This window comes from Mesorhizobium australicum WSM2073, assembly GCF_000230995.2.
GTDB lineage: Bacteria > Pseudomonadota > Alphaproteobacteria > Rhizobiales > Rhizobiaceae > Mesorhizobium > Mesorhizobium australicum.
Map to the genome: position 1 here is coordinate 4,716,336 of NC_019973.1, position 18,663 is coordinate 4,734,998.

The following is an 18,663-nucleotide window of genomic DNA, read 5'->3' on the forward strand; positions in this document are numbered from 1 at the left end:
ACCGGGAGGGGTTGGCGGAGGAGCGCCGGATGCTGCATGTCGTCCTGGTCGGGTGCGGAGCCATGAGCAAAACATGGCTCGAGGCCGCCCGTCAGTCCCCTGAAATCAGGATTGCCGGTCTCGTCGACCTCGACGCCGACAGGGCACGCCAGCGAGCCCGCGAATATGACCTTGCCGGGGCCGCGATCGGCACCGATCTCGACGTCATATTGGATCAAACCAAAGCCGATGCGGTGTTCGACGTGGTCGTTCCGGCCGCCCGCGGCGAGGTGGCCAATTTGGCCTTTGCCCATCACTGTCACCTGCTGACGGAAAAGCCCCTCGCCGACAGTCCGGCCAACGCCCGCGCCATCGTCGACGCCGCGCGGCGCGCCGGCCGCGTCCACGCCGTCGTTCAGAACCGCCGCTATGTCGCCAATGTCCGGCGCATCCGCCGCTTTCTGGATTCAGGCGCCATCGGCGCGCCGACCAGCATCCACGCGGATTTTTTCGTGGCGCCGCACTTTGGCGGTTTTCGCGAAGAGATGCGCCACGTGCTGTTGCTCGACATGGCGATCCACACCTTCGATGCCGCTCGCTACATGGTCAACGGCGAACCTGCCGATGTCTATTGCCAGGAATGGGAGCCGGCCAATTCCTGGTATCGGCAAGGGTCGTCGGCAAGCGCCACTTTCGGGCTCGGCCGAAACAGGATGTTCACCTATCGTGGCAGCTGGTGCGCCGACGGCTTTCGCACCAGTTGGGAGGGCAGCTGGCGTATCGTCGGTGAGCGCGGCAGCCTGATCTGGGACGGCCATGACGAGGTGAAGGCGGAAGTCGTGCTGCCGGAGCGCGAAGGCCTGATCGACAAGGTCGGGCCGGTGACAGTGCCTCCCCTCGATCCGTCCGACCGTATCGGCGGGCATCTCGGCGTCATTGCCGACTTCGTGCAAGCCGTGGAAACCGGCACCGAGCCGGAGACACGGGGCTCGGACAACATCAAGAGCCTGGCCATGGTCTTCGCGGCGATCCAGAGCGCCGAGACCGGTCGTCGCGTGAACATCGCATCGCAGGAAGGATGACCATGCCGAACCCGCTTCTCGACATCAGGATCGGCACCATGGTGCGGGCCAATCTCGAAGACCCGGCCGCCTATATCAGGCAAATCCTGCCGCTCGGCTTCGAGAGCATCCAGCCCTTTTTCTGGCAGACGCTCGGCGGCAAGGATCTGCCGCGGCTCGCCGGAGAGATTGAAGAGGCGATCGGCGATGCCGACGTCACCGTCAGTTCGATCGGCGTGTTCGGCAATCCGCTCGAGAGCGGCGACACCGACCGCGGCGTGCTCGAGGCCTGGAAAACGGTGATCGACAACGCCCATCTGTTCGGCACCAGGCTGGTCAGCGGTTTTACCGGCCGCATCCGCGGGAAACCGCTGACCGACAGCCTGCCGCGCTATCGCGAAGTCTGGGGCGAACTGGCCAGACGCGCCGCCGACAAGGGCGTGCGCATCGCCTTCGAGAATTGCGCGATGGACGGCAATTGGGCCGGCGGAGACTGGAACATCGCCCACAATCCGGATGCCTGGGAGCTGATGTTCAACGAATTGCCCAACGACAATCTCGGTCTCGAATGGGAGCCCTGCCACCAACTCGTCTACCTGATCGATCCGATCCCGCAGATCCGCAAATGGGCGCATCGCATCTTTCATGTCCACGGCAAGGACGCCACGGTGCGCTGGGACGTCATCCGCGAGAACGGCGTGTTCGGCCGCCTGCCCTTCGTGCAGATGCGCACGCCCGGCTTCGGCGACAGCGACTGGTCCCGGGTGATCAGTGAACTGAGGCTGGCCGGGTACAAGGGCGCCATCGACATCGAAGGCTGGCACGACCCGGTCTATCGCGGCGACCTCGAGATCACGGGGCAGGCACGCGCCCTGGAGTATCTCAAACTATGCCGGGGAGGTGCGAGCTACCTGCCAAATCCGGCGTGAGGATCGGTCGGCGGGAGGAGCCGGCCGCAAGTGGCATTGCCAAAGCAATCGTTCAAAGGCCCCTCGGCTGACGAGGAAAACAATGGGAGGAACGTGCATGAGCATCGCGATCAGGACGACACTTCTGCGCACGGCCGTCGTGGCGGCGGCCACGGCGCTTACCGCCACAATCTTGACCTTGCCGGCGCAGGCGCTCGACGCCCAATGGTGCAAGGACGTCCACATCCGCTTCTTCGTCGGCGGCGCCGAGGGCGACGCCTTCGGCACCATCGTCTACAATGGCGCCAAGCAGGCGGCGGCAGATCTCGGACCCAAGGTCGACTACATCTTCTCCCAGTGGGACGCGGAGAAGATGGTGCAGCAATTGCGCGAAGCGGTCGCGGTCAAGCCCCAGGGCATCGCCATGATGGGCCATCCAGGCGACGCCGCGATCATGCCGCTCGCCGACGAGGCCCATAAGGAGGGCATCAAGATGATGTACCAGAACGTCCCGGTGCCGAAGGTGACGGCGGCGTTCGGTGGCGGCTATATCGGCGCGCAGCAGGAACAGCAGGGCCGCGCACTTGGCGCCGAAGCGTTCAAGCTCGGTAAGCTGAAGGCCGGCGACAAGGCGATCATGATCGGCCCGTTCGAGAACGAGAGCCGCGGCGCACGCGAGCGCGGCACGGTGGCGGCCTTGAAGGAGGCGGGCGTCGAAGTCATCCAGCTGTCGTCGCCGCCGAGCGGCGAATGGGCTTCCGACCCCAATCTGGCGATACCGGTGCTTACGGCAGCGCTGCTCAACAATCCCGATGTCAAGGCCGTCGGCTATCCCGGCGGACAGATGCTCGGCAATGTCGCCACCTACATGCAGGCAGCTGGCAGAAAGCCTGGCGACATCTTCAACTTCGGCTTCGACACCAGCCCGCAGATCGTCGAGGGCTTCAAGGGCGGCTGGGTACAATTGACGGCCGACCAGCAGCCATTCCTGCAGGGCTATCTGCCGATCCTCAGCCTGTGCCAGCAGGTGGTGCTGGGTCTGGCGCCGATGAACGTCGACACCGGCGCCGGTTTCGTCACGCCCGAAAATTACGAGATCGTCGCAGAACTCGCCAAGCAGGCGCTGCGCTGACCTCCCAAGCCGCCGGCCGGGATCAGGCCCCGGCCGGCGGGGCCGCTGGCGAGAAGGCTGGCGCCAGACAATCAAGCGAGGATGCTATGGCCGAACGTCTCATAGAGCTGCGCGATATCGCTAAGTCCTACGGCCATGTCTACGCACTTGGCGGGGTCAATCTCAGCGTCGATCGCGGCGAGGTGGTCGGCCTCATCGGCGACAACGGCGCCGGCAAGTCGACGCTGATCAAGATCCTCTCCGGTGTGGTCAAGCCGACCAGCGGCGAGATCCTCATCCGCGGCAAGCCGGTGACCGGATGGAATGCGGCACGTTCGCGCGAGGCCGGCATCGAAACGGTGTTCCAGGACCGGGCGTTGGCCGTGCAGCAGACGATCGTCCGCAACATCTTCATGGGCCGCGAACTCACCGGCCCTTTCGGCTGGCTGAAGGTCGGCAAGGAAATCGAGGAGGCGAGCCGGCTGATGCGCGAGATCGGCTTCACCTCGAAAGTGTTCACGCCGCATTCGATCGTCGGCCAGCTTTCGGGCGGTGAACGCCAGGGCGTGGCGATCGCGCGCGCCATCTACAAGCAGGCCGAACTGATCGTCCTCGACGAGCCGACGACGGCGCTGTCTCTGACCGAGACCGCCAAGGTCTTCCATTTCGTGCGCCAGGTGCGGGCGAGCGGCCGCTCGATCCTGTTCATCGGCCATAACATCCATCATGTCTTCGACATCGCCGATCGCTTCGTGGTGCTGGATCGCGGCAAGGTCGCGCTCACCGCCGATCGCAGCGAGGTCAAGTCGGCCGAAGACCTCATCAACTTCATGGAAGACGTCGCGCATCCGGGCGGGTTGGCCGGGCTGCACGACACCGGCGACGCGGAGCAGAGAGCACGATGAGCAAGACCATGGAGCCCGATCTGCACGAGCCGTCGGCCGGCATTTCCCGCCAAGGCAGTTCCCAGAACGAGTGGAAGCACCCGTCCGATCACTGGATGCGCGGCTTCATCCTTGACAACCGCGCGTCGCTTGGCACGCTCGGCGTGTTCGTCGTCATGATGGCGGTCTTCATGATCGCCAACCCGACGGTCTTCACAACCTGGTATCTCTACAGCGCCGTGCTCACCACGCTTCCCGTGGCGCTGTTCGTGGTCGTGCCGCTGGTCTTCGTCGTCACCTGCGGCGAGATCGACCTGTCGTTTCCCGCGACGATGGGTTTTGCCTCCTGGGTCTTCGCGCTGGTGGTGCAGGCGGGCTATGATCCGTTCCTCGGCATTGCGGCGGCGCTGGTCACCGGCACGCTGCTCGGCTTCCTCGTCGGGTCGCTGGTGGTCTATGGCGGGCTGTCGTCGCTGATCGCCACGCTCGGCATGAATTTCCTGCTGCGCGGCCTGATCCAGATCATCAATGAGGGCAGATCGACTTCGCTGACCAGCCTTGCCGACAGCTGGGCCTACAGGATCTTCTCCAGCCAGGTCCTGGGCGTTCCGGTGCAGATCTTCTGGGCCATCGCCTTCGTCGTCCTTTCGGCGATGCTCTACAACCGCCACCGCTTCGGCGCGCAGGTGAAGGTGGTCGGTGACAATCCCGACAGTGCCCAGCAGATGGGCATCGATGTCAAGCGCGTGCGGGTGAAAGTGTTCGTCTTCGTCGGCATCGGGGCCGCGATCGCCGGCACGTTCTCGGTAATGATCAACTTCACCTGGTGGCCAACCGCCGGCGACGGTTATCTCTTGCCGGTGCTGGCCTCGGTGTTCGTCGGCGGCACGCCGACCTGGGGTGGCATCGGCACCGTGGCCGGCGGCGCGATCGGCGCCGTCACGGTGTCGTTTATCCAAACTGGCGTCGTGGCGGCTGGGCTCAGCGGCTTCTACGTCCAGTTCTTCAACGGGCTGATCATCATCCTTTCGCTGCTTGGCCACAAATGGAATCAGGCGCGCTACCGCTGAACCAGTCGGCCGTTCAACGGCGATTTGCCGGTCATCCGAGCCAACGATAGACGACGGGCCGGGCGGACGACACCGCGCGGGCCCGATCGCCTATTTGCGCGATGCGCAATTTCGATCAAGCTGGCCGGGCAACGAGGCGTCAGAGTGAGGACGCCACATGCGAGGAACACATGAACCCGACCGAGAAGGCGCTATGGTTTGTCGAAAGCCACCTGCCGGAGGCTGTTACGCTCGACGACGTGGCCCAAAGCAGCGGCGTGTCGCGCTTTCATGTGACGCGCGCCTTCGGCGCCGCCACCGGCCGCTCCGTCATGGGTTACATGCGCTCGCGCCGGCTGACCGAGGCGGCGCGCAGGCTGGCCGGCGGGGCGCCCGACATCCTGTGCGTCGCGCTCGACGCCGGCTACAACTCGCATGAGGCATTCACCCGGGCCTTCCGCGACCAGTTCGGCACCACGCCGGAACTGGTGCGCGCGCAAGGTTCGACTGAGACCCTCGACCTCGTGGAGCCCATCCTGATGGACAATTCGCTTTTGACCACACTTGAACCACCGCGCTTCGAGACCAGCCGGCCATTCCTCATCGCCGGACTGGGCGAGCGCTACAGTTGTGAGTCCAGCGCCGGCATTCCAATGCAATGGCAGCGCTTCGCTCCCCATATCGGCCACATCCCCGGGCAAGTGGCCGGCGTTTTCTACGGCGTCTGCCTCAATGGCGACGATGCCGGCAATTTCGATTATGTCGTCGGCGTCGAGGTGCGCGACTTCGCCGATCTGCCGAAGGAGTTCCAACGGGTGCGGGTGCCGGCGCAGAGATACGCCGTTTTCACGCATCGCGAACACATCTCGACCATCCGGCGAACGATCAATACGATCTGGAACAGCTGGCTGCCGGCATCCGGCCACGAGGTTGCCGATGCGCCGGAATTCGAGCGCTACGGGCCTGAATTCGATGCCCACACCGGCAAGGGCGGGCTGGAGATCTGGGTGCCCGTCAAGGCATGACGCGCTGCTACAGCTCCAGTTCCCAGTTCTGGCCGACCAGATCCTTGCCGAAGGAATGGTGAGGCTCTTCCTCGATCAGCCTGAAACCGGCCGCCTGGTAGATGTGCCGGGCGGCGGTCAGAATATCGTTGGTCCATAGGGTCAGCGTCCTGTACCCCCTGGCGCGGGCAAAGCCGATGCATTCCTCGACCAGGCGCTTGCCGATGCCGAGGCCCCGCGCCGAAGGTTCGACATAGAGCAGCCTGAGCTTGGCCACCTGATCCGACTTGCGCACGACGAAGACCGAGCCGACGACCTCGCCTTCGCGCTCGGCGATCCAGCCGCGCTCCCATTTCGGCTCGTAGGATTTTACGAACGCCGCGAGGATTTCGGCGACCAGCGCCTCATAGGTTTCGTCCCAGCCATAATCCTGCGCGTAGAGCATGCCTTGCCGGCGGATGATCCAGCCGATGTCGCCGACCTGCAGCGGCCGCAGCAGATAAGGGATTTTGGGCTCGGCATCGTCATCCAGCAGACGCTGCACCGTGCGCATGGACTTGACCAGACGCTCCTGTTCCGACGCAGGCAGACGATCGAGCAGCGCCGCGACCTGATCGTGCGAACCCTTGTTCAGCGGCGCGAAGGCGTTCCTGCCCGCCGGCGTCAGCGCGATCGACGATTGCCGAGCGTCCGAAGCCAGCGTGGCCCTGGAGATGAGGTGAAGGCGCTCGAACTTCTTCAGCAAACGGCTGACATAGCCGGCGTCGAGACCGAGATCGCGCCCGAGATCGGTCGCGGTCAGTCCGTCACGATGCGCCAGTTCGTAGAGCACGCGTGCCTCGGTCAGCGAGAAGGCGCTCTTCAGCAGCCCTTCATCGAGCAGTCCGATCTGGCGGGTGTAGAAGCGGTTGAACGCCCGCACCGCATCGATCAGGCCCTTGTTGGGCGCAGCCTTGTCTGGCTGATGGTGGATTGTCATGCGAGTCATCTCCTGCTGGCACAGGATCGATCATTTACTTGACGGAGTCAACTATTAGGGAAGGCGCCCGAGATGCTTACATCATCGGCAACACCGGCCAGCGGTCGACGATCCTGCCACCGGAAAGCACCGCGATCGGTCCGAAGTGCTGCAGCACGGCCTCGCTCTGCGTGGGCCGCAGGAACGCATAGTCACCGGGCCTGACGACGGCCTGGGCGGGCAGACCCATGAATTGCTGGTTGGAAGACAGGCCAAGCAGGCCGTTTCTCGTCATGCGTTCGGGAAACACCGGTTCGGCCATCCACTTGCCGCCATAGAGATAGCAGCCCTTGCGCGGAAACCGGCCCAGCGCCTGCAGCAGGCGCGAGACCGCCGGCGGGCCAGGTAGCATCGGCTCGACCACTTTCAGGATTGGCGTCGCGATGAAGGCCGCCGGCTGGAAGCCATCAAGGCCGGGCGTGTCGAAATCGACGGGCAGCACGAAGGCCGAGCCCATCGAAACTTCATTGGCAATGCCGCCATGATGAAGCAGCGCGGTCTTGCTGCCGCCAATGTTCAGGATATGGCGCTGGTCGGCGCCGAGGCGCGCGACGAAAGCGGCGGCCTGTTCGGAGGCTTGCGCCAACGCCTTGGCCGGTCCACCGAACAGGCCGGGTATGTGCGGCGCATGCGCCTCATAGGCCATGACGCCTTCGCAGCGCAGCCCTTTGTGGGTGGGCAGCGCATTCAGCGCCCGCGACAGGGCCGCCGGTTCGGCAAAGCCGCCGCGGTGCAGTCCGACATCGATTTCGAAAGCGATGCGCAATTCGGCGCCGAGTTCGTCGGCGAGCCCGCCATATTCCGCCAGCCTCTCCTGGGTGTCGATCAGCCAGCAGACGCGCGACCAGACTGCATCGCCCCTAGAAAGCGCCGCCCTTGCCGCACCAACCGGCATCGGTTTGCCATACAGCAGATCCGCATCCGGAAACGCCCTCAGCACCGCCTCGGTGATCGGCGGATGGAAGGTCATGAGGCGGTGGGTTCCAAGCGCCTTGCCGATATGGGAGAGCAGCGGCAGGCAAGCGAGCGACTTGTCGACCAAACGGACGGCAAGACTGGGGTCAAGCCGCTTCTTCACCAGGGCAATGTTGCCATCCAGCCGATCGAGGTCGAGCAGCAGGCAGGGTTGGAAAATGTCCGCCTCTCTCAGCGCATCCGAAAGCGTGGCGAAATACGCCTTCATGGCTGGATGCCGAAAGAACTGGGTTCGATGCCGAACAGGTCGGCCATATAGGGTGAGACGAAGCGGTTTTGCGGATCGATGTCGCGGCGCACCGCCATCGCATCGTCCCAGCGCGGATAGAGCTTTTTCAGGTCGGCCGCTTTCAGGCTGTGCATCTTGCCCCAGTGCGGCCTGCCGCCATATCCGCGGAAGATCGGCTCGGCCGCGCGCATGAACGGCAACGGATCGTTCGCTGCGTCATGGTGGATGGCGATGGAACAGGTGAGCCTTTTGTGGAAAGGCGAGAGCCAGAATTCGTCCGATGCCACCGACCGCACTTCCATCGGAAAATAAACTTCCGGAAAATGCTTCTCGGTCAGTTCGATGATCTCGGCCAGCGCCTTCGGCCCCTCCTCGAACGGAAGGTGATATTCCATCTCGTTGAACCTGGTCTGCCGGTCGCTGACATAGACGTTGAGCCAGTCCTGCACGTAATCCTCGGCCGGCACCTTGGCGACCGCGCCCAGGATCAGCCTGCGGCGCAGCGACGGCAGCCAGGCAAGCCCGGTGCGCAGGCGGCGCAGCGTGCGCAGCGAGCCCTCGTCATCGTCGGTCGGGCGCGGGGTGGTCGCCTCGGTGCTGAAGTCGCTGGCGATGAACTGCGCGTAGCCTGAAAATGGGATGTAGTAGAATTCGGCCGACCGGTGCTCGCTCATCATCGTTTCGAAATCGCGCAGCATGTCGGCTATCGGCAGCACCCATTTGCGGCGCCGCAGCCGGTAGGTCGCGATGTTGTTCAACGTCACTTCGCTGAGCACACCGAAGGCGCCAAGCGCAACGCCGATCGCATGGATCGTTTCCTGATCCCCTTCCCGCTTGAAGTCGCGGACCTTGCCAAGCCCGTCGACGATCTGCACCGTTTCCAGCTGTGTGTGATACGCGCCCAGCGTAGGCCCTGAGCCATGGGTGGCCGTGCCCAGCGCGCCGCCAATCGCCTGGCGGTCGATGTCGCCCATATTGGGCAGGCCCTGGCCGATGCCTTGCAGCATGTGCATGAGCGGACCAAGCCGCGTCCCTGCCCGCACACGCGCCTGATGTTTTTTCGCGTCATGCGCGACCAGCCCTTCCAGCTTCTCCAGCGACAGGATGGTGCCTTGGGACTTCACCAATGGCGTGAAGGAGTGACCGGCGCCGACGACGCGGACCGGGCCGGGTGCGGTGCGAATGAGATCGCCGAGTTCGCCGGCATCTGCCGGACTGGCAAGCAGCCGCGGCTCGGCGGTGACAAAGCCGGACCAGTTGCTCCAGCTGTTCGACATGGGGCTCACGCAATCGCGCGGCGACGCCGCGCCGCCAGGACAAACAGGCCGAGCAACGCCACGCTGGCGACAGCACTTGCGGCGGCGAACTCGGGAACCGGGCGAAACTCCTTGCCGTCGATGAGCAGCGACGCCGCGACCGGTCCGATCGCCAGGCCGAAAAGCTGGGCGGCCGGCACCAGCAGCACGGCGGTGCGGGTCTCGTCGGCGGTGATCGCCAGCCGGATCTGGTAGGGCACGATGAACAGCAGGATAAAACCCATGATCAGGGCGACGACCCAGAACATCGTGAGGCCGGGCCCGCTGGCAAGCACGAGCGAGGCGACAAGCGCGGCGAGGCCGATCGCCGCGATGGCAAGGCGATAGTCGATGCGCGCCTCGAACACGGTCGCCGTCATCGCGCCCAGCACCTGCGCCGCGAGGCTGGCCGAGACGATCAGCCCGACGGTGCGGCCGTCGATGCCGAATTGGGCGCCAAGCGGCTCCAGAAAGGCCCATACGGCGCCGAAGAACATGAAGTAGCAGAAGACCGACAACAGCGCGGTGATCGAGGGAACCGTCAGCACATTGGCGAGGTTTTCGTCCTTCGGCAGATCGGCATAATCGGCAGGGACAGCAAAGGCGACCACCAGCGACGCGACGCAGACGACGGCAAGAACGAGGAAGCCGCCAGCCGACCCGGCGGCTGGAATGACATAGAGCGCCAGCACCAGGGCAAGTGCGCATTGCGCCAGGGTCTGCATGGTGACGAAATAGCCGCCGATGCGTTCGGCGCGCCGCGAACGGGCAATCAGTTCGGTGGCGACCGCGACAAGGCCGCCTTCGGCAAGGCCGGCCAGCGCGCGGGCCGCCATCAGCGTGTGGGCGCCGGCGGCATAGGCGGTCCACACATTGGCCAGCGCCAAGAGCAGCAGGAGGACGGCACTTTTCCAGCGCATGTTGTGGGCGGAAAGCAGCATCGCGACGATCGCCGAACCAATCGCGATGGCGATCATCTCGGCGGTGGCGACCAACGCCAGTTCGTCGCCGCTGACATGGCCCTCGGTATAGAGGGCGCCGAGCAGGACGGGCTGCAGACCGAGAATGAGCAGGCCGACCGACCCGATCCACAGGGCCGAGGCGAGCTGCCCGCCGCTGGGATTGCCGACCAGCCAGTCGCCTTCGCCCTGAAGATCAGCGCTTGTCGAAGCCATAGGCGCCTCCCAACGTCCTTGCCGCACGGCAAAAAAGCTGACAGTCTGTCAGCATTCCAGAAACTGATACTTGATCATATTTCTTGTCAACCGGAATTTGGGAACTCGTGCGAAAGATCGGTGCATGACGCAAGCCAGTCGAACGATCACCGAGCCCAGGCGCAGGCCCAAGCAGGAGCGCAGCCGCGAGCGCATCGACGCCATCCTGTCGACCACCATGCGGCTGATCGGCGAGAAAGGCATCGACGCCGTCACCATGAAGGAGGTCGGCATGCTGGCGGGCGGGCCGATCGCCACCGTCTACCACTACTTCCCCAACAAGTCGGCGATCCTGGCGATGCTCTATGAGCGGTTCTCGGAGGTCAGCCGTGCCAGGTTGGCGGCGATCGTCGCCGATGTCCGCGAAGCCAAGGACGTCATCGCCGCGTCCGATCGGCTGCTTGACGACTACCTCAGCCGGGTCGCCGGCGATCCGGCCATCCAGGATCTGCAGAACGCCATCCAGGCCGACAAGGCGCTGAAGAATCTCGACATCGCCGAAACCCGGCATCAAGCCAAGATGTTCTGCGACCACGTCATCGCCTTGCTCGAGCCGGAAAAGCACGAGCAGTTCGAACGCATGGTTCTGCTGATCTTCCAGCTCGCCGGCGGCGTTGTGCGCCTGGCGCTTGCGCAAGGCGAAGTGGAAAGCCGCCGGACCATCGAGGATTACCGATCGATCATCCACACCCAGTTGCGGCTGTTTCTTTAGCGACCGGCAACCGGGGGCCTATCTCGCCCGGCGGATGAGGCCTTCGAAACCATCGGCCAGGTCGGAAGCGCCGGCCGCGAACATCTTCACCAGGTTCTGCGGGCGGCCGGGCGTCTTGTTGGCATCGAGGAGAACAGCCCTGCCCTCATGCATGACGAAATCGAATTTCCCATAGTCGAAGCCGAGTTCACGCCGCCGTTCGCGCAGTTCGTCGGGAACAGCGGCGGGCTCGCGCCGGATCGTTTCCGATGCCTTGACCAGGCTGTTTGGCGAGACGTAGCGGGTGCAGCGCTCGCGCTCTCCGCAAAACACCCAGAAGCGCACCGCAAAGCCGTCAGGTTCTTTTTCCGGGATGAACTTTTCCACGACCAGATCATCACGATCGAGGACGCCATCGGGAACGTCGTCCCGGGATTGGTAGACCTCGTAGGACGGCATGGCTGGCACGTGCGCAAAGGGAGCCGGTTGGCCGGCACGCCTCGACCGCCGATTGAGCCGTGTCTCCGGAATGCCCTGGTTGTTGAGATTGCTTTTGACGATGACCGGGCCCAGCCAGCCGTCGCCCTCGGCCAGAAGCGCTCCGCTTACCCGCCGTTTCGATATGTCGGCGGCCCCGACATTGAGGCATAAGGGAAAACGCCGCGCATGTTCGAGATAATCCGCCGGCGTCATTGTCGCATCGACGTGCAGAACCGCGACATCGGCGCTGAATTGTCCGGAGAGGCCAGGCTGAATCCGGACCGAATGGCCCCGCCTCTTCAGGTCCTCGAGAATATCGAAAAGCATGTAACGGCTATTCCGGCGCAGCAGAAGGCCGCGGCGACCCAGGAACCGGTCATGCTCATGCGTTATGACAATGATGCGCGCCACCAGCTAACCCCTTGGCTTCCATCCCCACTTCCATTAAGCGGCTCTAATCAATCAATGCCAGACTTTCCTGGGCTCCAACGGGTCTGCATGACGAATCATTGGGACAGTTATCATCGGCACTGGAAGCTCCTGGACGCCCCGCTCCGGCCGACGCCGGAAACCGTCGGCATAGTCGAGCGCGAACTCGATCTCGGAAATGCCGATGTCCTTCTGCTTGGGGTGACACCTGAATTGGCGGTTCTAGGCAGATCGATGTTGGCGATCGATCAATCGGCTGCCATGATTTCCGGCGTATGGGCCGGCGACAACACCTCGCGAAGGGCGATGGCCGGCAACTGGCTTGACCTCCCGGTCGAGCGGGAATGTTTCGACGCGGTCATCGGCGACGGCTGCCTGTCGGCGGTCGATACCAAGGCCGCGCGCGGTTCGCTGTTCGGTGAAATCGCAAGGGTGCTAAAGCCTGGCCGGCGTGCGGCGATCCGCGTGTTCGCTCGGCCGGAAACCGCGGATGACCTGCGCGGCATCGAAGCTCTGGTCCTGGCCGGCGGAATCGAGAATTTCCACGCGCTCAAATGGCGGATCGCCATGGCGTGCACGACTGGCGACTGCGACAGCAGCGTCGATGTTCAAGCGATCCGCGCGGCATTCGACAAGCTGTTTCCGGATCGGGAGGCCCTTGCCGCGCGCACCGGATGGAGCATGGCATCCATCAACACGATCGACGTCTATGCGGGCTCCGAAACGAGGTACAGCTTCGCGACGCTGGCCATGCTGGAGGATGAGGCGCGAGATTGGTTCGACCAGGTGCGCGTCGTGCCAAGCGGCAGCTATCCCCTGGCGGAACGTTGCCCGCTCCTGGTGCTCGGTTCGGCCAAGCTTCGATAAGTTCATCGCCATCGTACGAAGAGGCGCTCCGCGCGCCTTGACTCTGGCAGGTCGGCGGCCTATTTCAGCGCCACGTTAGCACTCGCCCTTGGTGAGTGCTAACTATGTGTCCGGCGCCGCCGGACGGAGGAACTGTTTCTCACCGTTCTCATCGAGGAAGAAAAAATGGCAAAGTCGAAGTTCCGCCCGCTTCATGACCGCGTGGTCGTTCGCCGGGTCGAATCCGAATCCAAGACCGCCGGCGGGATCATCATCCCGGATACGGCGAAGGAAAAGCCGCAGGAAGGCGAGATCATCGCCGTCGGCTCCGGCGCTCGTGACGAAGCTGGCAAGCTGGTCCCGCTGGACGTCAAGGCCGGCGACCGCATCCTGTTCGGCAAGTGGTCGGGCACCGAAGTCAAGCTCAATGGTGAAGACCTTCTGATCATGAAGGAATCCGACATCATGGGCATCATCGGCTGATTATCGGCCTCACCCTCAACTTGAATTTTTCGGGCTCTATCCGAGCCCCTGCCAGGAGCTAAAACATGGCTGCCAAAGACGTAAAATTCTCTCGCGATGCCCGTGAGCGCATGCTGCGCGGCGTCAACATCCTCGCCGACGCGGTGAAGGTCACGCTCGGTCCCAAGGGCCGCAACGTCGTCATCGACAAGTCGTTCGGCGCCCCGCGCATCACCAAGGACGGCGTCACCGTCGCCAAGGAAATCGAGCTTGAAGATAAGTTCGAGAACATGGGCGCGCAGATGGTCCGCGAAGTTGCTTCGAAGACCAACGACATCGCCGGCGACGGCACCACGACCGCGACCGTTTTGGCGCAGTCGATCGTCCAGGAAGGCCACAAGTCGGTTGCGGCCGGCATGAACCCGATGGACCTGAAGCGCGGCATCGATCTGGCCGTCACCGAAGTGGTCGCTGCTCTCGGCAAGGCCGCCAAGAAGATCAAGACCTCCGAGGAAGTTGCCCAGGTCGGCACGATCTCGGCCAATGGCGACGAGTCGGTCGGCAAGATGATCGCGGAAGCGATGCAGAAGGTCGGCAACGAAGGCGTCATCACGGTTGAGGAAGCCAAGACCGCCGAGACCGAACTCGAAGTCGTCGAAGGCATGCAGTTCGACCGCGGCTATCTCTCGCCCTATTTCGTGACCAACGCCGACAAGATGGTTGCCGAGCTGGAGGACGTCTACATCCTCCTGCACGAGAAGAAGCTCTCCAACCTGCAGGCGATGCTGCCGGTCCTCGAAGCCGTCGTGCAGACCTCGAAGCCGTTGCTCATCATCTCGGAAGACGTCGAAGGCGAGGCGCTCGCCACGCTGGTCGTCAACAAGCTGCGTGGTGGCCTGAAGATCGCCGCCGTCAAGGCGCCGGGCTTCGGTGATCGCCGCAAGGCCATGCTGGAAGACATCGCCATCCTGACCGGTGGCCAGGTCATTTCGGAAGACCTCGGCATCAAGCTCGAGAATGTCGGCCTCAACATGCTCGGCCGCGCCAAGAAGGTGTCGATCTCCAAGGAGAACACCACGATCGTCGACGGCGCCGGTAAGAAAGCCGAGATCCAGGGCCGCGTCGCACAGATCAAGCAGCAGATCGAGGAGACCACCTCGGACTACGACAAGGAGAAGCTGCAGGAACGTCTGGCGAAGCTCGCCGGCGGCGTTGCGGTGATCCGCGTCGGCGGTGCGACGGAAGTCGAAGTCAAGGAAAAGAAGGACCGCGTCGATGACGCCCTCAACGCGACCCGCGCGGCCGTGGAAGAAGGCATCGTTGCTGGCGGTGGCGTTGCCCTGCTGCGCGCTTCGGCCAACATCAAGGTGACAGGCGTCAACGCCGACCAGGCCGCCGGCATCAACATCGTTCGTCGTGCGCTGCAGGCTCCGGCCCGCCAGATCGCGGCCAACGCTGGTGCGGAAGCCTCGATCGTTGCCGGCAAGATCCTTGAGAACAAGGGCGCGACCTTCGGCTACAACGCCCAGACCGGCGAATATGGCGACATGATCGTCATGGGTATCGTCGATCCGGTCAAGGTCGTGCGCACGGCCCTCCAGGACGCGGCCTCGGTCGCCGGCCTGCTCGTCACCACCGAAGCCATGATCGCCGAAGCTCCGAAGAAGGATTCGGCTGGCGGCGGCATGCCTGGCGGCATGGGCGGCGGCGGCATGGGCGGCATGGGCGGCATGGACTTCTAAGAAGTCCATAAAGCACGCCCATGAATCCAAGTTGCTCAAGCCCGCAAGCGGGCTTGAGTGGCGGCATGGACTTCTAAGAAGTCCATAAAGCACGCCCATGAATCCAAGTTGCTCAAGCCCGCAAGCGGGCTTGAGTGGCGGCATGGACTTCTAATCCACGCTTCCATCTGCATTCAGCTACCGAAGGGCGGCCCTCGAGGTCGCCCTTTTCTTTTCCTCTTGAGGCTGGTGCTCCACCGCAGTCAGTTGGGACTAGCGGTCAGACAGCGGTAGTCTCCGCCCGCTGTGCCACCTTGCCGGCGAGCACGGCCTGCTCGATAAGGATGGCCACCTCATCGGCCACTGCGTTGAGCGATGAGCGGTCGCGGGTGGCGCGGGCAATCACCATCAAGCCCTCCAGCGAAGACTCGGCCAGCAACGCCAGCGCCTGCGCGCGACGCTCGGGCACTCCTGCCCTGACGAAAGCCTCACGCAGCAAGCCGATCCACTGTTCGAAGGCCGAGCTGCACAGTTCGACAAGGTCGGGCACATCGCCTGGCGAGTCCAGCACGACCGGCGCGACCGGGCAGCCGAGTGAGAACTCATTGTCTTCCAGCATGCGTCCCACCGACTGATAGATGTGATGGACGGCGACGGCAGGGTCGCGTTCGGCGGCCAAAGCCTCGCCCAGACGCTCGGTTACCTCGGCGACGCTGGCGCGCGTCACCTCGACCACCAGTTGGTCCTTGCCGCCTGGGAAGTGGAAATAGAGCGAGCCGCGGGGTGCGCCGCTGGCGCTCAAAATGTCGTTGAGCGACGTGCCGTGATAGCCGCGCCGCCGCAATAGCAGTGCCGTCGCCTCGATCATCCGCGTGCGTGTGTCCGTCGCCATGTCAACCTCTGTCAGGAGTGCGCACTATAAGGCTTGCCCGAAATATGACAATCGGTCTACATAATATGTAAATCGGTCTACATATTTCGGAGGCAGAGATGGATAAGTATCGGCGGAAAGGGCAAAACGGCGGCCTGGCTCGTGATGCATGAGGAAGCGGTCGCGGAGCCTTCATTTCATCAAGCAGAGGAGAGACAGCAATGACAATTCGCGAAGCATCGGCCGAATGGCACGGCCCGCTCAAGGAAGGTTCCGGACGGCTCAGGCTGGGCAGCGGCGTGTTCGAGGGCGCCTACTCGTTCCCGTCCCGCTTCGAAAACGGCCCCGGCACCAATCCGGAGGAACTGATCGCGGCCGCCCATGCCGGCTGCTTCTCGATGGCGCTCACCGCCGTCCTCGGCAGTGAAGGTCATGTCGCAAGCGACATCCACACGACCGCCAAGGTGCATCTGGGCGCCACCGCGGCCGGGCCGACGATTACCCGCATTGAATTGGAGACGGAGGCGAACGTCCCCAGGCTCCCCGCCGCCGACTTCGAGCGGCTGGCGCAGTCGGCCAAGGCGGGATGCCTCGTCTCGCGGGCGCTGGCCGGCGTCGCCATGATCACGCTGAAAGCGAACCTCATAGGTCACTGAACGGAAGGAGAAATCGCTTGACCCAGGAATTGATCATCGACATCAACACGGCCAACCGCTCCGGCGAAACGGCTGAAATCATGCGGCGCTACAACGATGTGTTCCAGCGTCACGATCCCTCGGCTCTCGACGATCTGGTGGCGCAGGACTGCGTGATCGAGAACACCACGCCGGCGCCGGACGGCGCGCGCCGCGCCGGCAAGGCGGCCTGCGTCGAGCTGTGGTCGGCGATCGCTACGGCACCCGGGACGCGCTTCGACCTCGAAGAGACTTTCGTGGCCGGCGACCGCGCCACGATCCGCTGGCGCTATTGGATGGCCGACGGCAATTCGCTGCGCGGCGTCAACCTGATGCGCGTCGCGGACGGGCGGATCGTCGAGGCGATGGGTTATGTCAAGGGCTAGACTAAGCGCCTCGATCACCTATCCGCCAGCGCCAGCTTGGCGCCGAGCATGACGAAGGCGCCGGCAAAAGTCCGGCGCATCCAGGTCAGCACCATTGGCCGCGACACGACATGGCTGCGGATCGACGCCGCGAAGATGCCGTAGCCGACAAAAACCACGAAGGTCAAAAACATGAAGACCGAGCTGAGCTCCAGCATCTTCGACAGTGCGTTGGGTTCGGTGGTGCTGACGAATTGCGGCAGGAAGGCGAAGAAGAAGATCGACAGTTTCGGATTGAGCACGTTGACGAGGATGCCGGTGGCGATCACCTTGCCGGCCGAGCGCGGCGCGACATTGTCCTCGACGCTCAGGCCGCCTTTTTCCTTCAGTGTGTTCCAAGCCATGTAGAGCAGATAGGCGACGCCCAGATATTTCAGCGTCTCGAAGGCGACAGCACTGGTGTGCAGCAGCGCCGCCAGGCCGGTGATCGCGGCCGCCATATGCGGGATGATGCCGAGCGTGCAGCCAAAGGCGGCAATGATCGAGGCCCGCGCACCACGCGAAAGTCCGGCGCTTAGCGTATAGAGTACGCCGGTGCCCGGCGAAGCCACGACGATCAGCGACGTCAACAGAAATTCGATGCTCACGATGATTTCCTCCGGCGCCCTACCCTGACGCAGCCTAGCCAGCAAGCGGGGTGCGCACAAGCGACAGTCATTACAGCATGTCGCGGCGATAGGATTCGCCGACCCGCTGTAAGCTTCTGATTTTATGCTTGTCGTCGTCCCGGAACCGAGGACGCTTCCGGGCGACATGCATTCGCCGCCAGCAAAGCCGCCGCTAAGAGGTGGAAAATCCGAGCGCCCGGCGCGCCATCAGGCACTCGTCGTCGCCAGGCATGCAGGCGCGGCAGACATCCGGGCGCAGGTCATAGATGGTGCAGGCGGTCGACTTGCCGACCTCGCCAGACAGGGCCGAACAGCGCACGCCGTCACAGCGCATGCCCGACAGGTCTGCCGCCACGTATTTTTCCGGGATGCGGTCGAGCTGCGCATCGTCCTCTGTCGAAAAGCGCGGCCACTCGGCTGAATAGGAACAGCACGCGCCGCAGCTCTGGCAATCGAACATAGGAGCGATGCCTGGTTGTGCCGACGGCAGGCTGGTCGTGGCTGCCTGGGCAAACGGCCCCGGCGCGGCGAGATTGCGATCGGCGTCCCGCGGCAAGGCGCTACTTCTTCTTGCCGGTCTTGCCCTTCGGTGCGTCCGCTGGCGACTTGAACAGATCGGTCGCTGCCTGGTCGGCGGCGGCGGCCTTCGGCGCGGCAACCGGCTTGGCCGGCTTTGCGGCGGGAGCCGGCGCTGCCGGCTGATCCTTGGCGGAGAATTTTATGGCCATT

Annotated in this window: 21 protein-coding genes; 12 read left to right on the forward strand and 9 right to left on the reverse strand. The window is 63.9% G+C overall.

Annotated features, from left to right (window positions below; genetic code table 11):
* The first annotated feature begins 29 nt into the window (after positions 1-29).
* The 6 genes from MESAU_RS22760 (at position 30) to MESAU_RS22785 (ending at position 6,017) form a co-directional block, all read left to right on the forward strand.
* Positions 30-1,061 carry a Gfo/Idh/MocA family protein gene (locus tag MESAU_RS22760; protein ID WP_015318375.1) on the forward strand — a complete coding sequence of 344 codons (1,032 nt, stop codon included), beginning with the start codon at positions 30-32 and terminating at the stop codon, positions 1,059-1,061.
* Positions 1,062-1,063: 2 nt separating this feature from the next.
* Positions 1,064-1,969, forward strand: a complete 906-nt coding sequence (locus MESAU_RS22765) for a sugar phosphate isomerase/epimerase family protein (protein WP_015318376.1) — start codon at positions 1,064-1,066, stop codon at positions 1,967-1,969.
* Positions 1,970-2,066: 97 nt separating this feature from the next.
* Positions 2,067-3,080 carry a substrate-binding domain-containing protein gene (locus MESAU_RS22770; protein ID WP_015318377.1) on the forward strand — a complete coding sequence of 338 codons (1,014 nt, stop codon included), beginning with the start codon at positions 2,067-2,069 and terminating at the stop codon, positions 3,078-3,080.
* Between the two features lie 86 nt (positions 3,081-3,166).
* Positions 3,167-3,964 (forward strand): ATP-binding cassette domain-containing protein, encoded by a 798-nt coding sequence (locus MESAU_RS22775; protein WP_015318378.1) that lies wholly within the window; start codon positions 3,167-3,169, stop codon positions 3,962-3,964.
* Positions 3,961-5,013 carry an ABC transporter permease gene (locus MESAU_RS22780; RefSeq protein WP_015318379.1) on the forward strand — a complete coding sequence of 351 codons (1,053 nt, stop codon included), beginning with the start codon at positions 3,961-3,963 and terminating at the stop codon, positions 5,011-5,013. Before MESAU_RS22775 ends, MESAU_RS22780 begins: the two co-directional genes overlap by 4 nt.
* A 170-nt stretch (positions 5,014-5,183) precedes the next feature.
* Positions 5,184-6,017, forward strand: coding sequence for an AraC family transcriptional regulator (locus tag MESAU_RS22785; protein ID WP_015318380.1), 834 nt, complete (start codon positions 5,184-5,186; stop codon positions 6,015-6,017).
* A gap of 7 nt (positions 6,018-6,024) precedes the next feature.
* Here MESAU_RS22785 and MESAU_RS22790 read toward each other — a convergent pair whose 3' ends face one another.
* From MESAU_RS22790 to MESAU_RS22805, 4 genes are all read right to left on the reverse strand, one after another.
* Positions 6,025-6,975 (reverse strand): bifunctional helix-turn-helix transcriptional regulator/GNAT family N-acetyltransferase, encoded by a 951-nt coding sequence (locus tag MESAU_RS22790; protein ID WP_015318381.1) that lies wholly within the window; start codon positions 6,973-6,975, stop codon positions 6,025-6,027.
* Positions 6,976-7,051: 76 nt separating this feature from the next.
* Positions 7,052-8,197, reverse strand: coding sequence for an alanine racemase (locus MESAU_RS22795; protein WP_015318382.1), 1,146 nt, complete (start codon positions 8,195-8,197; stop codon positions 7,052-7,054).
* Positions 8,194-9,495 carry a D-arabinono-1,4-lactone oxidase gene (locus tag MESAU_RS22800; RefSeq protein WP_015318383.1) on the reverse strand — a complete coding sequence of 434 codons (1,302 nt, stop codon included), beginning with the start codon at positions 9,493-9,495 and terminating at the stop codon, positions 8,194-8,196. Before MESAU_RS22800 ends, MESAU_RS22795 begins: the two co-directional genes overlap by 4 nt.
* A 5-nt stretch (positions 9,496-9,500) precedes the next feature.
* Positions 9,501-10,688 carry an MFS transporter gene (locus MESAU_RS22805; RefSeq protein WP_015318384.1) on the reverse strand — a complete coding sequence of 396 codons (1,188 nt, stop codon included), beginning with the start codon at positions 10,686-10,688 and terminating at the stop codon, positions 9,501-9,503.
* A 124-nt stretch (positions 10,689-10,812) separates the two neighbouring features.
* Here MESAU_RS22805 and MESAU_RS22810 point away from each other — a divergent pair, with 124 nt between their 5' ends.
* Complete coding sequence (locus tag MESAU_RS22810) at positions 10,813-11,439, forward strand: TetR/AcrR family transcriptional regulator (protein WP_015318385.1); 627 nt, start codon at positions 10,813-10,815, stop codon at positions 11,437-11,439.
* An 18-nt stretch (positions 11,440-11,457) separates the two neighbouring features.
* On the opposite strand, the gene MESAU_RS22815 is transcribed toward MESAU_RS22810, so the two are convergent.
* Complete coding sequence (locus tag MESAU_RS22815) at positions 11,458-12,111, reverse strand: ATP-grasp domain-containing protein (RefSeq protein WP_224622092.1); 654 nt, start codon at positions 12,109-12,111, stop codon at positions 11,458-11,460.
* Here MESAU_RS22815 and MESAU_RS22820 point away from each other — a divergent pair.
* From MESAU_RS22820 to groL, 3 genes are all read left to right on the forward strand, one after another.
* Positions 12,085-13,194: a class I SAM-dependent methyltransferase gene (locus MESAU_RS22820; protein WP_224682395.1), complete on the forward strand. Its 1,110-nt coding sequence runs from the start codon at positions 12,085-12,087 to the stop codon at positions 13,192-13,194. The two genes, MESAU_RS22815 and MESAU_RS22820, sit on opposite strands and share 27 nt — an antisense overlap.
* Positions 13,195-13,359: 165 nt before the next feature.
* Positions 13,360-13,656 carry a co-chaperone GroES gene (groES, locus tag MESAU_RS22825; RefSeq protein WP_006203049.1) on the forward strand — a complete coding sequence of 99 codons (297 nt, stop codon included), beginning with the start codon at positions 13,360-13,362 and terminating at the stop codon, positions 13,654-13,656.
* 65 nt (positions 13,657-13,721) lie between these two features.
* Positions 13,722-15,377: a chaperonin GroEL gene (gene groL / locus MESAU_RS22830; RefSeq protein WP_015318388.1), complete on the forward strand. Its 1,656-nt coding sequence runs from the start codon at positions 13,722-13,724 to the stop codon at positions 15,375-15,377.
* A 259-nt stretch (positions 15,378-15,636) separates the two neighbouring features.
* On the opposite strand, the gene MESAU_RS22835 is transcribed toward groL, so the two are convergent.
* On the reverse strand, positions 15,637-16,248 hold the full coding sequence (locus MESAU_RS22835) for a TetR/AcrR family transcriptional regulator (RefSeq protein ID WP_015318389.1): 612 nt from the start codon (positions 16,246-16,248) through the stop codon (positions 15,637-15,639).
* A 200-nt stretch (positions 16,249-16,448) separates the two neighbouring features.
* Here MESAU_RS22835 and MESAU_RS22840 point away from each other — a divergent pair, with 200 nt between their 5' ends.
* Both MESAU_RS22840 and MESAU_RS22845 read left to right on the forward strand, forming a co-directional pair.
* Complete coding sequence (locus MESAU_RS22840; protein ID WP_015318390.1) at positions 16,449-16,883, forward strand: OsmC family protein; 435 nt, start codon at positions 16,449-16,451, stop codon at positions 16,881-16,883.
* Positions 16,884-16,900: 17 nt separating this feature from the next.
* Positions 16,901-17,287 carry a nuclear transport factor 2 family protein gene (locus MESAU_RS22845; protein ID WP_015318391.1) on the forward strand — a complete coding sequence of 129 codons (387 nt, stop codon included), beginning with the start codon at positions 16,901-16,903 and terminating at the stop codon, positions 17,285-17,287.
* Positions 17,288-17,301: 14 nt separating this feature from the next.
* On the opposite strand, the gene MESAU_RS22850 is transcribed toward MESAU_RS22845, so the two are convergent.
* The 3 genes from MESAU_RS22850 to MESAU_RS30425 all read right to left on the reverse strand — a co-directional run bounded on the left by MESAU_RS22850 (position 17,302) and on the right by MESAU_RS30425 (position 18,662).
* Positions 17,302-17,913: a LysE family translocator gene (locus tag MESAU_RS22850; protein ID WP_015318392.1), complete on the reverse strand. Its 612-nt coding sequence runs from the start codon at positions 17,911-17,913 to the stop codon at positions 17,302-17,304.
* A gap of 193 nt (positions 17,914-18,106) precedes the next feature.
* Positions 18,107-18,394, reverse strand: coding sequence for a YkgJ family cysteine cluster protein (locus MESAU_RS22855; RefSeq protein ID WP_015318393.1), 288 nt, complete (start codon positions 18,392-18,394; stop codon positions 18,107-18,109).
* A 100-nt stretch (positions 18,395-18,494) separates the two neighbouring features.
* Positions 18,495-18,662 carry a hypothetical protein gene (locus tag MESAU_RS30425; protein ID WP_015318394.1) on the reverse strand — a complete coding sequence of 56 codons (168 nt, stop codon included), beginning with the start codon at positions 18,660-18,662 and terminating at the stop codon, positions 18,495-18,497.
* Position 18,663: the final 1 nt, after the last annotated feature.

Coding starts and splice junctions, on each gene's coding strand:
- MESAU_RS22760 (WP_015318375.1), top strand. CDS start 30: ATGCTGCATGTCGTCCTGGTCGGGTGCGGAGCCATGAGCAAAACATGG.
- MESAU_RS22765 (WP_015318376.1), top strand. CDS start 1,064: ATGCCGAACCCGCTTCTCGACATCAGGATCGGCACCATGGTGCGGGCC.
- MESAU_RS22770 (WP_015318377.1), top strand. CDS start 2,067: ATGAGCATCGCGATCAGGACGACACTTCTGCGCACGGCCGTCGTGGCG.
- MESAU_RS22775 (WP_015318378.1), top strand. CDS start 3,167: ATGGCCGAACGTCTCATAGAGCTGCGCGATATCGCTAAGTCCTACGGC.
- MESAU_RS22780 (WP_015318379.1), top strand. CDS start 3,961: ATGAGCAAGACCATGGAGCCCGATCTGCACGAGCCGTCGGCCGGCATT.
- MESAU_RS22785 (WP_015318380.1), top strand. CDS start 5,184: ATGAACCCGACCGAGAAGGCGCTATGGTTTGTCGAAAGCCACCTGCCG.
- MESAU_RS22790 (WP_015318381.1), bottom strand. CDS start 6,975: ATGACAATCCACCATCAGCCAGACAAGGCTGCGCCCAACAAGGGCCTG.
- MESAU_RS22795 (WP_015318382.1), bottom strand. CDS start 8,197: ATGAAGGCGTATTTCGCCACGCTTTCGGATGCGCTGAGAGAGGCGGAC.
- MESAU_RS22800 (WP_015318383.1), bottom strand. CDS start 9,495: ATGTCGAACAGCTGGAGCAACTGGTCCGGCTTTGTCACCGCCGAGCCG.
- MESAU_RS22805 (WP_015318384.1), bottom strand. CDS start 10,688: ATGGCTTCGACAAGCGCTGATCTTCAGGGCGAAGGCGACTGGCTGGTC.
- MESAU_RS22810 (WP_015318385.1), top strand. CDS start 10,813: ATGACGCAAGCCAGTCGAACGATCACCGAGCCCAGGCGCAGGCCCAAG.
- MESAU_RS22820 (WP_224682395.1), top strand. CDS start 12,085: ATGTTCGAGATAATCCGCCGGCGTCATTGTCGCATCGACGTGCAGAAC.
- MESAU_RS22815 (WP_224622092.1), bottom strand. CDS start 12,111: ATGACGCCGGCGGATTATCTCGAACATGCGCGGCGTTTTCCCTTATGC.
- groES (WP_006203049.1), top strand. CDS start 13,360: ATGGCAAAGTCGAAGTTCCGCCCGCTTCATGACCGCGTGGTCGTTCGC.
- groL (WP_015318388.1), top strand. CDS start 13,722: ATGGCTGCCAAAGACGTAAAATTCTCTCGCGATGCCCGTGAGCGCATG.
- MESAU_RS22835 (WP_015318389.1), bottom strand. CDS start 16,248: ATGGCGACGGACACACGCACGCGGATGATCGAGGCGACGGCACTGCTA.
- MESAU_RS22840 (WP_015318390.1), top strand. CDS start 16,449: ATGACAATTCGCGAAGCATCGGCCGAATGGCACGGCCCGCTCAAGGAA.
- MESAU_RS22855 (WP_015318393.1), bottom strand. CDS start 18,394: ATGTTCGATTGCCAGAGCTGCGGCGCGTGCTGTTCCTATTCAGCCGAG.
- MESAU_RS30425 (WP_015318394.1), bottom strand. CDS start 18,662: ATGGCCATAAAATTCTCCGCCAAGGATCAGCCGGCAGCGCCGGCTCCC.